The sequence below is a fragment of the Ruegeria sp. R13_0 genome (genome assembly GCF_017743995.1).
Lineage (GTDB): Bacteria > Pseudomonadota > Alphaproteobacteria > Rhodobacterales > Rhodobacteraceae > Ruegeria.
This window is the reverse complement of record NZ_JAGHRB010000003.1, coordinates 320088-334163: the sequence shown is the minus strand read 5'-3', so window position 1 is coordinate 334163 and position 14076 is coordinate 320088. Positions and strand designations below refer to the sequence as shown.

The 14076-nt window shown below is 57.1% G+C and carries 15 protein-coding genes; 11 read left to right on the top strand and 4 right to left on the bottom strand.

Annotation, left to right across the window (positions count from 1 at the left end):
- Positions 1 to 7: 7 nt before the first annotated feature.
- A complete protein-coding gene (locus J7394_RS06050; RefSeq protein WP_209251597.1) occupies positions 8 to 1438 on the bottom strand; it encodes an NAD-dependent succinate-semialdehyde dehydrogenase in 1431 nt (476 codons plus the stop codon).
- 154 nt (positions 1439 to 1592) lie between these two features.
- Between J7394_RS06050 and iolD the strand changes: the two genes are divergently transcribed.
- The 7 genes from iolD to J7394_RS06015 all read left to right on the top strand — a co-directional run bounded on the left by iolD (position 1593) and on the right by J7394_RS06015 (position 8437).
- Positions 1593 to 3452: a 3D-(3,5/4)-trihydroxycyclohexane-1,2-dione acylhydrolase (decyclizing) gene (iolD, locus tag J7394_RS06045; RefSeq protein ID WP_209251631.1), complete on the top strand. Its 1860-nt coding sequence runs from the start codon at positions 1593 to 1595 to the stop codon at positions 3450 to 3452.
- A 2-nt stretch (positions 3453 to 3454) separates the two neighbouring features.
- Positions 3455 to 4351, top strand: a complete 897-nt coding sequence (iolE, locus tag J7394_RS06040) for a myo-inosose-2 dehydratase (RefSeq protein WP_247748077.1) — start codon at positions 3455 to 3457, stop codon at positions 4349 to 4351.
- Complete coding sequence (locus tag J7394_RS06035) at positions 4348 to 5163, top strand: SDR family oxidoreductase (protein ID WP_209251595.1); 816 nt, start codon at positions 4348 to 4350, stop codon at positions 5161 to 5163. The genes iolE and J7394_RS06035 overlap by 4 nt, the downstream gene beginning before the upstream one ends.
- 92 nt (positions 5164 to 5255) lie before the next feature.
- Positions 5256 to 6203, top strand: coding sequence for a sugar ABC transporter substrate-binding protein (locus tag J7394_RS06030; RefSeq protein ID WP_209251594.1), 948 nt, complete (start codon positions 5256 to 5258; stop codon positions 6201 to 6203).
- Positions 6204 to 6304: 101 nt separating this feature from the next.
- Positions 6305 to 7390: an ABC transporter permease gene (locus J7394_RS06025; protein WP_209251593.1), complete on the top strand. Its 1086-nt coding sequence runs from the start codon at positions 6305 to 6307 to the stop codon at positions 7388 to 7390.
- Positions 7391 to 7429: 39 nt separating this feature from the next.
- Entirely contained in the window at positions 7430 to 8212 is a 783-nt protein-coding gene (locus tag J7394_RS06020; RefSeq protein ID WP_209251629.1) for an ATP-binding cassette domain-containing protein, read from the top strand.
- 30 nt (positions 8213 to 8242) lie between these two features.
- Complete coding sequence (locus J7394_RS06015) at positions 8243 to 8437, top strand: hypothetical protein (protein ID WP_209251592.1); 195 nt, start codon at positions 8243 to 8245, stop codon at positions 8435 to 8437.
- A 264-nt stretch (positions 8438 to 8701) separates the two neighbouring features.
- Here J7394_RS06015 and J7394_RS06010 read toward each other — a convergent pair whose 3' ends face one another.
- The gene (locus tag J7394_RS06010; RefSeq protein ID WP_209251591.1) at positions 8702 to 9265 is read right to left on the bottom strand and encodes a TetR/AcrR family transcriptional regulator; all 564 of its coding nucleotides are present in this window, start codon (positions 9263 to 9265) and stop codon (positions 8702 to 8704) included.
- A gap of 80 nt (positions 9266 to 9345) precedes the next feature.
- Here J7394_RS06010 and J7394_RS06005 point away from each other — a divergent pair, with 80 nt between their 5' ends.
- Genes J7394_RS06005 through J7394_RS05990 form a run of 4 tightly spaced genes read left to right on the top strand, consistent with a single transcriptional unit; the run spans position 9346 to position 12030 of the window.
- Complete coding sequence (locus J7394_RS06005; RefSeq protein ID WP_209251590.1) at positions 9346 to 10227, top strand: oxidoreductase; 882 nt, start codon at positions 9346 to 9348, stop codon at positions 10225 to 10227.
- Positions 10228 to 10237: 10 nt separating this feature from the next.
- A complete protein-coding gene (locus J7394_RS06000; protein WP_209251589.1) occupies positions 10238 to 11071 on the top strand; it encodes an oxidoreductase in 834 nt (277 codons plus the stop codon).
- A gap of 5 nt (positions 11072 to 11076) precedes the next feature.
- A complete protein-coding gene (locus tag J7394_RS05995) occupies positions 11077 to 11532 on the top strand; it encodes a hypothetical protein (RefSeq protein WP_209251587.1) in 456 nt (151 codons plus the stop codon).
- Positions 11533 to 11550: 18 nt separating this feature from the next.
- Entirely contained in the window at positions 11551 to 12030 is a 480-nt protein-coding gene (locus tag J7394_RS05990; RefSeq protein ID WP_209251585.1) for an SRPBCC domain-containing protein, read from the top strand.
- A gap of 122 nt (positions 12031 to 12152) precedes the next feature.
- Here the strand turns inward: J7394_RS05990 and J7394_RS05985 are convergent, their stop codons facing one another.
- Positions 12153 to 12362: a cold-shock protein gene (locus J7394_RS05985; protein WP_170329064.1), complete on the bottom strand. Its 210-nt coding sequence runs from the start codon at positions 12360 to 12362 to the stop codon at positions 12153 to 12155.
- Between the two features lie 59 nt (positions 12363 to 12421).
- Positions 12422 to 13753: a DEAD/DEAH box helicase gene (locus J7394_RS05980; RefSeq protein WP_209251583.1), complete on the bottom strand. Its 1332-nt coding sequence runs from the start codon at positions 13751 to 13753 to the stop codon at positions 12422 to 12424.
- Between the last annotated feature and the right edge of the window lie 323 nt (positions 13754 to 14076).

Genomic DNA, 14076 nt, shown 5'->3' with positions numbered 1-14076 from the left:
TCCGCCATCAGAAGACGATTTGCGACAGTTTGGTGTCGAGGTAATCCTCAATCCCCTCAAGGCCGCCCTCGCGGCCAAGGCCGGAGTAATTGGTGCCGCCAAACGGTGCTTCGGAAGCTGCAAGCGCAAAGGAGTTGATCCCCACCATCCCGGATTTCAAGGCTGCCGCCGTACGCCGTGCACGGTCAGCGCTTTGTGTGAAAGCATATGCTGACAGGCCCATTTTGGATGCGTTGGCGCGGGCCAGCACTTCATCTTCGTCCTTGAAGCGGGTGATGGCGGCGATCGGTCCGAAATTCTCTTCGGCAAAAACGCGCATAGCGTCTGTGACGTTGCTGAGTACGGTGGGTTCATAGAAATGGCCGGTGTTGAATGCCGCAGAACGCTGCCCACCGGTCTCCAGTGTCGCCCCGGATTGCACGGCGTCCTGCACGATGGCGTCGATATTGCTTAGATGGTCGGCATTGATCAGAGGACCCATTTCGGTACTCTCGTACAGTCCGTCCCCCAGTTTGATTGCATTGGCCCGTTTCACGAATTCGGCAACGAATTCATCATGCAGGCTGTCATGAACAAAGAACCGATCCGGGGTGACGCAGACCTGCCCGGCATTTGCAAATTTTGTGGGGACGCAGACATCCAGCGCGCCGTTTAGATCGGCATCGTCAAAGATGATACAAGGCGCGTTTCCACCCAACTCCATTGAGACTTTCTTGACGGTATCCGCCGCGTCGCGGATCATCTGTTGTCCGACACGGGTTGATCCCGTCAGAGACACCTTGCGCACGCGTGCATCGGCCATCACCGGGGCATAGGTGTTGCCTGTCGAGCCAATCACAAGGTTCACCGCCCCGGCAGGCAGGTCGCCTGCTCGAATACAATCCACCAGGACCATGGAAACGCCAGGTGTTTGCGACGACGGGCGCAGCACAACAGGGCACCCGGCGGCCAGTGCGGGCGCAATCTTGCGCGCGGGCAAAGCGGCAGGGAAGTTCCAAGCTGTGAAGGCGCCAACCACGCCGACAGGTTCCCGGGTGATTTCAAACCGGCCTCCGGGGACACGGCTTTCAACTGTGCGGCCATAGATCCGCCTTGCCTCTTCGGCGTACCAGCGGAATTGATCACATGCGAGCCCCCATTCGCGCCCTGCTTGCACCAGCGGCTTTCCGGTTTCGGATGATATCATTCGCGCCGCTTCATCGGCGCGACGTAGCATCTCATCCGCCACTTTATGAAGAGCATCCGCGCGTGCGAACCCTCCCATTTCGCGCAGTGGTGCGAGGGCTGAAAATGCCGAATCGATTGCGGCCAAAGTGTCATCCCGAGATGCGGCCTTCGCCTGCCCCAGCGCTTTGCCCGTCACTGGAGAGAAAACTTCCAATTCTGAAGCAGCGCCCTGCCAGGCACCATCATAGTATAGCCCATAGCTTTCGTACATTGTCGGTTTTCCTCTCTGATATTGCTGGGCGCTCAGGCGCTTTCAGCAATGGTCTGCAACGGATAGTAAAGCGTTTGCAATAATCATTGCAATATGCACCATTTGTCAATAAACATTCCAATAGAGAATTTGAATGTCGTTTGGAGGAGGCGAGATGGCCGGGGAAACCGTAAAGCTGACAGTGGGGCAGGCGCTGGTACGCTATCTGATCAACCAGCGTGCTGAGATTGATGGTGATCGGGTCCAGCTTTTTGCAGGTGTGTTCGGGATCTTCGGTCATGGTAATGTGACCTGCCTGTCGGAAGCGCTGGAGCAGGTGCAAGACGTCTTGCCAACATGGCGCGGACAGAATGAACAATCCATGGCCCTGGCCGCAATCGGCTATGGAAAGGCGAAACTGCGTCGCCAGATCATGATCGCCACCACGTCAGTTGGACCAGGGGCCACCAATATGGTCACCGCGGCAGGGGTGGCCCATGCCAACCGTCTGCCGGTTCTGTTGATCTCGGGCGACACCTACAATAACCGACTGCCGGATCCCGTTTTGCAGCAGGTCGAGCACTACGGTGAGCCGTCCACCACGGTGAATGACAGTTTCCGCGCCGTATCGCGTTACTGGGACCGGATCACGCATCCGGCACAGATCCTGTCTTCGTTGCCTCAGGCTGTGGCCACCATGCTGGATCCGGCCGATTGCGGTCCTGCGTTCATTGGATTGCCACAGGACATTCAGGAAATCGCTTATGATTACCCGGTCGAGTTCTTCGAGCCGACGCTCTGGACCATTCCGCGCCCGCGCCCGGATCGTGATCAGGTTGCGGCGGCGGTCGAACTGCTGAAAACCGCCAAGAAGCCTCTGATCATCTCAGGCGGGGGTGTGCGGTATTCCGGTGCCGAAGAAGTGCTCGCCCGATTTGCCGAATCCCGGGGCATTCCCATGGCCGAAACCATTGCGGGGAAGGGCGCTGTTGTGCATGACCACCCTGCTTATGTCGGAGCACTTGGTATCGAGGGGACAGATGCCGCCAAGGAACTGGCCGAGGGGGCCGATGTGGTGATCGCCGTGGGTACACGCTTGCAGGATTTTACCACGGGATCCTGGACAACCTTTGCCTGCGACAGCCAGTTCATCAATATTAACGCGGCTCGATTTGACGCCCGCAAGCACAGGTCCCTGCCGGTAGTGGGTGATGCACTGGAATGCTTGAACGAGTTGGATGCAGCCCTTGGAGACTGGGTCTGTGACGCTGCCCGGATGGAAGAAGCGCGCGATCTGTACGCCAATTGGAACCAGATGCTGGACGAGGGGCAGGCCCCGACCAACGCCGCAGTCCCCAGCTACGCGCAGGTGATCGCCGTGGTGAACAAGGCCGCGCGTCCAGAGGACACCATGGTCACCGCCGCGGGTGGCCTGCCGGGCGAAACCGTCAAGAATTGGCGCGTCAAGGCGCCAAACAGCTTTGATTGCGAGTTCGGGTTCTCTTGCATGGGCTATGAAATCGCCGGGGCCTGGGGCCATGCGATTGCCAAGGAAGGTACCGGCGTGCCGATCGTCATGGTCGGCGACGGGTCTTACATGATGATGAACTCTGATATCTATTCCTCTGTTCTGTCCGGTCACAAGATGATCGTTGTCGTCTGCGACAATGGCGGATTTGGCGTAATCAACCGGCTTCAGACCGGTATGGGCGTGCCGGGCTTCAACAACTTGCTGAAGGATTCGCGGGTTTTGAACAAGGACAACCCGCGTCATGTGGATTTCGCCAAACATGCCGAAGCCATGGGCGCCTATGCGCGTCATTGTGACAGTTTGGCCGATCTGGAAGCCGCCATGGATTGGGCGCAGACCACTGATGCCACCACAGTGATCAGCATCAATTCAGACGCCTACACATGGACCCCCGGTGGGGCCGATTGGTATGTCGGTGTACCTGAGATCAATGACCGTGAAAGCATTCGCGAAGCACGCAAGGGTCAGGAAGCGTTCCGCGCCAAGCAGCGTCAAGGCGTCTGATCATGTTGCAAGCGAAACTGGGTATAGCTCCGATTGCGTGGTGGAATGACGATGATGCGTCTCTGTCGGACGATGTGAGCCTGGAAGAGGCGTTACGTCAGGCGTCAGTCGCCGGTTTCACCGGTATGGAAACCGGCCGCCGGTTTCCCATGAACATGGAGGAGTTGGGGCCGATCCTGGACCGCTACGGCATATCCGTGTGTGGAGGCTGGTTTTCTGGCTTGCTCCTGGACGGCGACATCGAGAAGGAAAAGGCGCGGATTGCCGACCAGCTTGCCTTTTTCAAGACCGCTGGAGCCCCTTGCATTGTCTACGGAGAAACTGCCCGGTCGGTGCAGGGCGAGCGAGATGTGCCGCTTGCGCAAAAACCCGTCCTGACCGAAACCGAGATGGCTGACTATGGGCGGCGCATTTCGGATTTCGCGGATTGGTGCGCGGCAGAAGGGATGCCCCTGTCCTACCACCACCATATGGGAGCGGTTGTTGAACGAGAGCATGAGCTGGATCTGTTCATGAAGCACAGCTCGGTTCCGCTGCTCTATGATGCAGGGCACATGGCCTTTGCTGGCGGGGATGTCATGCGTGTGATCGAAAATCACCATGCGCGGATCAGCCATGTGCACACCAAGGACGCGCGTTCAGAGGTTGCGAATTCGGTCGACAAGGGCGCAGAGAGTTTCCTTGATGCCGTGATCAAGGGCGTGTTCACCGTTCCCGGCGATGGCAGCCTCGATTTCGAAGCCATCGTCAAAGCATTGGCGGGCAAGGGCTATGAAGGCTGGTTCGTGGTCGAGGCGGAACAGGATCCCGTCGCAAACCCGCCGCTTGAGATGGCCAAGGTCGGTCATGCCGAGCTGATCCGCGTGATGAACGCCGCAGGGTACGAGGTCGTCTCATGAACCGGATCGACGGCAGGGTTGCGATCATAACGGGCGGCACCCAAGGGCTTGGCGCGGCCATCGCGCGGCGCTTTGCCCAAGCGGGTGCGGCGGGGCTTGCGATTGTCGGCCGTGATCAGGCCAAGGGTGAGGCAGCGGCGCAAGAGATCGAAGATGAAACCGGTGTTGCCACTCAGATGATTGCAGCTGATCTGGCTGATATCGAGGCGGTGCGTGGGATCGTTCCGGTCACGGATGCACGGTTCGGGCGGGTGGATATTCTGGTCAATGCCGCCGGGTTCACGGATCGTGGCAATCTGCTCAACACCACGCCCGATCTTTTTGATAAGATGATCGCAGTCAATGTACGTGCGCCGTTCTTTCTGATGCAGGATGCAATCGGCGTCATGGAGCGCGAAGGAATCGGGGGGCGGATCGTCAACATCGGCTCAACCTCGCAACGCGTGGGCCAACCATTTCTGGCGCCTTATAGCGTCTCGAAAGGGGCGCTCGGAACCCTGACACGCCACGCTGGTTTTGCGCTGATGCGAAACCGCATTCATGTCAATCAGCTTGATATCGGCTGGATGGCGTCAGACCACGAACGCAAGATCCAGCTCGCAGAGACAGGGGACCCGAACTGGGAGGAGAAGGCCCGCGCAAACTTGCCGTTTGGCCGACTTCTGGACCCGGACGAGGTCGCGCGCGCAGTGCTGTGGATGGCGTCCGACGATAGCGGAATGATGACCGGAGCAGTCGTGCATTACGATCAATCCGTCTGGGGAGGATATGACGGCCAGGCCCCGGCGCCAGCGGAACCGCTGATGCGATGAGTTGAGAGAGGTCCCAGTACAGGGAAACTGCCCTTAGCGGGCTTCCGGATTGAAGCAAAGGATGTGCCGGACATCCGATTAGGGAGGAATCTATGAAAAAGATCTTAATTGCAACTGCGTTGTCAACTTTGATGGGTACAACAGCGATGGCCGAAACCATCGGCGCGACGATAGCACGGTTCGATGACAACTTCCTGACCGTTATGCGTAACGGCATGGTCGAGCACGCGGAGTCGATCGACGGCGTCACGATCCAAGTTGAAGATGCGGCCGACGACGTGGCCAAGCAGCTTGATCAAATCAACAACTTCATCGCTTCGGGCGTGGATGCGATCATTGTGAACCCTGTTGACACGTCGGCTACCCAGGCCATGTCGGATGCCGCTGAAGCCGCCGGTGTGCCATTGGTCTATATCAACCGCCAGCCCGTCAATCTGGACTCGCTGCCGGACAACCAGGCGATGGTGGCATCGAACGAAGTTGAATCCGGCACCCTTTCGGCCTTTGAGGCTTGCAAGCTGTTGCGCGCCGCCGGGCTTGGCGGTGTTGGCGCCAAGGGCTACATCATTATGGGTCAGCTCTCCAATCAGGCAGCGATCCAGCGCACAAAGGATGTCGATGATGTGGTTGGCATGGACATGTGTAACTTCATCACCATCATCGACCGCCAGACTTCGGAATGGTCCCGCGACAAGGCACAAGACCTTATGACCAACTGGATCAGTTCGGGCGAAGACTTTGACGTTGTCTTCGCAAACAACGACGAAAGCGCAATCGGTGCCATCCAGGCCATGAAGGCGTCCGGCATTTCGATGGAAGACGTTGTTGTCGTCGGCGTTGACGCCACGCAGGACGCGTTGGTCGCCATGCAGGCTGGGGAACTGGACGCGACCGTCTTCCAGGATGCGTTTGGTCAGGGCTCCGGCTCGGTAGACGCGGCACTAGCCCTGTCCCGCGGCGAAGACGTACCGCGCAAGGTCTGGATTCCTTTCAAGCTGGTGACGCCGGCAAACATGAGCGATTTCCTGAGCAAGAACTGAGCTTCCGACGAAACCGAATTGCTGGCTGAAGCAATCGGGCGGAGCGGCAATCGCTGCTCCGCCGAATTCCCTCCCCACGCTTGAAAGCACCGGAGCATGATATGACCGACAACACCGAAGGCATCGGCGGCCTGAAGTACGACAAAACCAAGCGCGCTTGGCCAAACGAACTTAATATCTTTTTTGCGCTCATCGCGATCGTTTTAATCTTCGAAGCGTTGGGGCAGTTACTCCCCTATATGAACGGCCAGAGTATGCTGTTCGACTTTAACACCAAGCGTGACGGCACCATTCTCAACATCGCACGTCTGAAGATCATTATCCTTCAGGTCTCCATTATCGGCATTATCGCGCTCGGGGTGACACAGGTCATCATATCCGGGGGCATTGACCTGTCTTCGGGTCCGCTTGTCGGTGCAGCGGCGATGATTGTGATGTCCTTTGCCCAGACTGAACTGGTCAACGGAAACCCCAACCCGAAGGCTGTGTTTGGCGATTGGGCTTTCGATCTGCCGGTGATCGTACCTGTGATGGTGGGATTAATGTTTGGCGCCTTCATAGGTTCAATCAACGGTTCACTGATCGCCTATACGCGCATTCCTCCATTTATCGCGACACTTGGTATGTTCCTCATCTGTCGCGGCATCGCCCAATGGTGGACACGTGGCCAGCCCGTTTCCTTTCCTACGGAGGGGTATGCTTGGATCGGGTCCGGAATGATGCCCGTTGTCTGGTTTTTGATGCTGGCGGTATTGTTCCACTTTATTCTCAAGCACACAGTTTATGGCAAACACACTTATGCAATCGGCTCAAACGAAGACGCTGCGCGCATGTCAGGCATCAACGTCCAGCGACACAAAATCCTTGTCTATATGATTGCCAGTATGTTGGCAGCCTTCGCGGCGATCGTTCTGAGTTCCAAGAACCTAACCGCTCAGACCGGTATGGGACAGTTCTACGAATTGTTCGCGATCGCGATGGCCGTCATCGGTGGTGTGTCGCTGACCGGTGGCCGCGGATCTGTTGTTGGCACGGTTCTGGGGGCGATGGTGTTTGGTGTGATCCAGTCTGGCTTTACTTACATCAGGCTCGACGCTTTCTACCAGCTAATGGCGATGGGCACGATCATCATCAGCGCGGTTGTTCTGGACCAGTGGCGCCAGAAAAACGGCAAGTCCAGATCTTGACGGGAGGATGATACAATGAGCGAACTAAAGCTCCACGATATGGGCGACATAATCCTTGAAACACGAGGTCTGACAAAACACTACGGTGGTGTCCACGCACTTGAAGATGCCGACTTCATACTGCGCAAGGGCGAGCACGTGGCGATCATGGGGGATAACGGGGCGGGCAAATCTACCTTTGTTCGCCAGATCACCGGGGTAGAACAGAAGACCCGCGGCACCATTGTCTTTGACGGCAAGGAAGTAGAATTTGCAGGCCCGCTGGACGCGCGCGAGGCCGGGATCGAAACCGTGTTCCAGACGCTTGCCCTGGCGGATTCACTGGATGTGTCGGACAACCTGTTTCTGGGCCGGGAAAAGACCATGTGGAACTGGCTCGGGCCGTTCCGGCGGCTGGACTACAAGGCCATGCGCAAGGACACCCTTGCCGCGCTGGAAAAGACCGGCGTGAAGATTCCCAGTATCCGCAACACGATCCAGAATATGTCAGGCGGTCAGCGCCAGTGCGTGGCCATCGCCCGGACCGCCAGCTTTCATTCGAAACTGACGATCATGGACGAACCGACTGCTGCGTTGGGTGTTCAGGAAACGGCACAGGTAGAAAACATCATCCGTACGCTCAAGGAACAGGGTGAGCCACTGATCCTGGTGAGTCACAACATGCGGCAGGTGTTTGACCTTATGGACCGCATCATCGTGTTCCGCCGTGGCCGCATCTGCGCCAACCTTGACATCAAGAACGAAGATATCTCCGGCGAAGATGTCGTGTCCTATATCACTGGCGCCAAGACCGGCGAAGAATATATGGAAAGCGCAGTTTGATCTGCGTCGATGGATTAGAAACAAAGCTGGATGCCGAGGAGCTTTGCAGTCCCCGGCACCGGCCGGACCGGAAAGGTCCATGCCTCCGCAATGGCCCTCGCCAAGGCCGAAGGGCCGACGTCCGGATCGTTTTGCCGTGACATCCGGACCATTCAGGCAATCAAGGACGCTGACGATTTGGACTCAATCGTGATCTGCACGATGACGGACACCCATGCGGATTAAATCGAATGTTTTTAGCGAGCGGGCAAAACCGTGTCACTCGCATTGATACCGAAAGCTTCCTTTCGCCCTATTTGATGGAACTCAATGTCATGTTGGCGCGGACAGCGGCCGTTGGGAATTGGCGCAGCGAATTGGGGTTTTGTCCGCATTTCGCGAGTTCAGGCAGCCTTTGATTTTGCGCACGCCGCGAACGGCAGGTTCGACGGGCTGCGCCGCAGCATGGGGACTATGGGGTGAAGGTCTGCAATGGGCCGACGTAGCCCTCTAGCTGGCACCCGTTACCTTCAATGCCGACACCCGAAGTGCCGCCAAAAGCTCAAGCAAGTGCTTTCTGCTCTTGGCATTGTACTTTGCAGCAGTCGCTGACCGCTGAACGAAATCTGCATACTGGCTTACGATCAGACCGCACTTCTCAATACTACCCGAGTAGGGCACGAGGACCCTAGCAATGATCTCGGTGTTTCTCTGTGCACCTGCCTCAAGCTCTTCCTGACTGGAGGCCGTCACGCCCGCAATAATGTCTTCGGCATTGGGCGATGATTGCAAGAAGTCATAGTGCTCAATGACAGTGTGCTTGAAGATGACGTCCAGCTGCGCGCCAAGACCTTCGGCTTTGCCCAAACCGGCCTCGATATCCAGGACAACCTTGTCCGCCAGAGACCGTATGGTCGCCTGCAGCACCTCGTCCTTATTGGCAAATGCCTTGTAGAGCGTTTGCCGAGAAATGCTTGCTGCCTCAGCTATGTCGTTCATGCCGGTTCGCTTTACGCCGTAGCGGATAAACAGGCCCTTTGCGGCTTCGATGATGTATGCGTAGCGATCTTCCATGATTTACATATTGACAAATGAATACTGAGTGTCAATATAGTGACAATCATACACCAAATGTCAACTCGTCAGGAATTGATATGTCTGCACAAACTGGAAGAATCGCTATCGTCACCGGCGCAAACAATGGCATCGGGTTTGAGACAACTGTGGGAATGGCCGAAGCGGGTTTCCACGTTGTCATGGCCTGCCGCAGCCAAGCCAAGGCCGAAGCTGCCAAGACCGAGGTCCTCGCTCGGGTTCCTTCTGCATCGCTCGACATCATCTTGCTGGATCTGAGCGATCTCGCTTCGGTCCGTGCCTTTGCCGAGGCGTATCGCACCCGCTACACAACGCTCGATGTCTTGATCAACAACGCAGGCATTCTGCTCTACTCAGCACGTACCAACGCCCAAGGCGTCGATCTGCAATTTGCAACCAATCATCTAGGGCATTTCCTGCTCACCGCTCTTTTGATCGACCTGATCCCGGACAACCCCGCATCGCGGATCGTTTCGCTGTCGAGCATTGCGCACAAGGGCGCGAGCATTCACTTCGATGATCTGACCTGTGGCCAAGACCCTGGTTTGGCCTACGGACAGTCGAAGCTTGCCTGCCTCCTGTTTGGCGACGAGCTGGACCGCCGTCTTCGGGCGTCCGGCAAGGTTCTGAAGTCGCTGACGGTGCATCCCGGCGGTTCCGATTCCGGCCTGTTCCAGGACTTGGATGACGCCTCGCGTGAGGCAATGAAGGCGCAAGTCGAGCAACTGCTTCATTCCAACGAAGACGCTGCCAAGCCGTCACTGTTTGCCGCCCTGTCTGAGGAGGTCGAGGGTGGGGATTACTACGGCCCGACGGGACCAGAAGAGATGAGTGGGGAGACTGGCGACGCGATCCGTAATCCAATCTGCGACGATCATGATGTGGCCAAGCGTCTCTGGTTGCTCTCGGAAGAGATGACCGGTCAGACATTCTCTGTCTAAGGGCGAAGCCATGAACAACAATGGAAAGAGAGTTGCCCTTGTGACCGGCGCTTCCAGCGGCATAGGTAAGGCCACCGCAGAAGCGCTCGCGAAGGAAGGGTATATTGTCTACCCGGTGGCACGCCGAGTTGAGATCATGGACGATCTGAAGGCGCTTGGGGGCATCCCGATCAAGATGGACGTGACCAAGGAGGAGGACGTCGTTGCAGTGGTCGAACAGATCGAGCGCGATCATGGCGGCGTCGATATCCTGGTGAACAACGCCGGCCTGTCGGTCTATGGTTCGGTCGAAGAAACGGATATTGATAAGGCTCGCTATCAGTTCGACGTCAATTTCTTCGGGCTTGGCCGACTGACCCAACTGGTTTTGCCGCATATGCGCCAGCAGGGGTGGGGCAAGATCATCAACGTTTCGTCGGGCGAGGGGAAGGTGCATGCACCGCTGGCAGCCTGGTATGTCTCAAGCAAGTTTGCACTCGAAGGCTTCAGCGATTGCCTGCGTGCCGAGACAGAGCAGTTCGGGATTGACGTAGTGGTCGTTCGCCCCGGTGCGATCGATACCGAGATCACGAGCGGCTTTATCGATCCGTTGCTCGGGACCTCTGGAGGCGGTCCGTACAGCGCCATCGCGCGGAAAATGGCGGACTGGTTCCGCAACATGGGCGCGGAGAAAGGCACGGCCTCTCCACCCAGTGTGATTGCCGAAGTCATTGTCGCGGCGATCAAGGCGTCGAAGCCCAAGACACGCTACGCCGCCGGTGTCGGCGTCAGGCAGGCCATTTTCTTTCGCCGCATCCTGAGCGACCGCATGTTCGACCGGTTCATGATGCGGATGTTGGGGTGAGTCCGATGACGACACTAATGGACCGTATCTCGCAAGGCTTCGAGTTACTAATCGTGCTCGCATCGTTTATCATGCTCGGTTGGGGATTGCTCGGGTTTCTGGAGTACTTCACCGGACTGGCTCCGCTCATGCCGCTGCAAAACGCGACCTTTCCGGTCGGAATGCAGACCTTGAACTGGATCGTCATCACCGCGTCCGGGGTGACGTTTCTGGTCGGGTACTTCTTCCGCTGGAACTTCACGCCAATTGCCATGCTTGTCATGTTCACCGCGCTCGCCACGATGTGCGCAGTGCAGACATTCGATATGCTGGATAGCCCGGATCGCTACCGGAACTTTGTTCAGGAGTGCATCAATTACATCATCATCTCGATCTATCTCTTCCGATCCAAGCGCATGCGGGATCGGTTCGGGAGGATCACAGTTCAGGGCAGGGCTGGCCCGTCGCCAATCAGCGCCTGAGACCTAAGGAAGAAAGTCATGGAAAACGGATCATCGGAAAAAGTGAGCTTCTCACATCACAGGATTCATACCGACATCGTGATCGATGCGCCACCAGAAGTGGTATGGTCGGTCCTGACCGACACGGCCAACTACGGGAATTGGGCAGCGTTCCTCGTCGGCATCAAGGGAGAGATCAAGGATGGATCAAAGATCACTGTCGACTTTCTACTCGATCCCTCGAAAGATAAGCTGACCACTCTGGATCATACGATCACAGTCGTGGACGGAACGCAGTTCTATTGGGCTGAGAAGGGACCGGGCGGCATTCGCGACAACCATCATTTCCGCGTGGAGCCCTTGGACGGAGGAAAGACTCGTTTCGTGCAATCCGACGAGATCATAGGCGGCATCACCTTCCTGATGGGCGGTCGTTTGGCCAAGATGTACGTGGATGGTTACCAAGCCTTCAATCGCGGTCTGAAGGCCGAGGCAGAACGACGTGCCCAATCCGACTGATAAGACACCGCCACCACTTGGGCGGGTTTTGCTGACCGGCGTTCTCAAATGGCAGGTTCTGAATCCCTGGGCTTCCAGACAGCAGCAATTGCTGCCGCAGTCTGGCATCGTTTGTGAATTGCCTACTGCAATTGAAGGTTTTCGGCGGAGGTCTTGCCGCGCATCCGGTCTTCTTTGAGATCGAAGCCGACCTTTGCGCCTTCTTTCAGGCTGTCGAGGCCAGAACGCTGAACCGCACTGATGTGTACGAACGCGTCACCGCTGCCGTTATCCAGTTCGATGAAGCCGTAGCCTTTAGTTTCGTTGAACCATTTTACTGTTCCGGTCGTCATGAGATTATCCTTTCAATGACTTGTGCGCCCGCCGGGATTGGCGGGGCTGCTAGCTGCGCTCAGGCAGCAGGTTGGGTAAACTCACCAATGTTGGAGAGCATTCGCATAAGACCGTCCTGCGCTTGCGAGGGGTCGATCTGGTGTTGTTGGTGTCCGTTTCGCTGGCGCGTTGCGTGGCTAACCGTTCGCGGCTTTGGCGACGGTGTAACATTGGCAACGCTGGGCTTTTTCGGTTGTGCAACCCGACCGCGTTTCACAGGCACGGCTGGCGGTTTTAGGTCACTTGGCAACCGGTTGCCGATCAACTTTTCAATATCCCGCAGGAGGGGCATCTCTTCGCGATCACACAGTGAAATCGCGGTGCCGGTTCTGCCTGCACGCGCAGTCCGGCCGATGCGATGCACGTAGGATTCTGGCACGTTTGGAAGCTCGTAATTCACTACATGGGATACATCATCGATGTCGATCCCCCGTGCCGCGATATCGGTGGCCACAAGGACAGTGATTGCCCCTGACCGGAACCCCGCCATGGCGCGTTCGCGCTGAGGCTGGCTTTTGTTCCCGTGAATGGCTGCGGAGTTGATCCCGGCGGCAATCAGGTGCTTGCAGACGTTATCGGCACCGCGTTTGGTACGTGTGAACACGACCGCGCGATGCACGTCCTTGTCCGACAGGATATCTGCCAGAACACGGCGTTTGTCCTGTTTGGCCACATGTCGGACGCTCTGCGCGATCCGTTCAATCGGCTTTGAAACTGCCGCCACCTGAACCTCTGCCGGATCGTTCAGGAAGTCATCGGCAAGCTTTCTGATTTGCCCCGGCATTGTTGCCGAAAGCAGCGCTGTCAGTCGTTTTTTAGGCAGCTTGGCCATGATCTTGCGAATGCTGGGCAGAAAGCCCAGATCCAGCATCTGGTCTGCCTCATCCACCACAATGGCTTTGGTCGCGGACAGGTCGATGACACCTGTGCCGAGGTGGTCGAGCAAGCGTCCAGGTGTTGCCACCACGATGTCTATGCCCACACTGAGGGCCTTGATCTGCCCGGTGGGACGCACGCCTCCGACGACCAAGTTCGTGGAAATGCGGCTGAACTGGCTGTATGCACGGATGTTGTCTACGATCTGCGCCGCAAGCTCACGCGTGGGCGTCAGGATCAGGGCTGTGCAGTGTTTCGGTGCTGGTTTTGATTTCTCACGCTCAATCCGGTGCAACAGGGGCAATACGAATGAGGCGGTTTTTCCCGTGCCGGTCTGGGCAATGCCAATCACGTCGCGCTCAGATTGTAGCAGCGGAATGACCTTGGCCTGAATGGGCGTGGGGGTCGAATATCCTTGAGCCTTGATGGCCTTCAGGATGGGCTCGGCAAGGCCGAGGGTGTCAAATGTCGTCAAAAGCGTTTGGTCTCGTGCCGTGCGCGGTTCACCGCAGTCGGCACTTGGTCTCTCTAATCTATTTGGAAGCTCGTATGAAATAGCCGCCGTCATTTCGTTGCTCTCAAGGAGCTATTCAAGACAACGATCTGGGGATCACGGACGAGAATACTTTGCCGCTGATTTGGTCATCCACACGCGGCGTTGCGCGTTTCATACAGGGCAAAGATTAAGAAAGCAACAACTCGTTTCGGAGCAGACATTGGCCCAAAGTCGGGTTTGTCCCGAATGCTACAATTGTAAAGCCTGGTGATGAAGGCCCGGTTTGGGATGTCCTCGGTCCA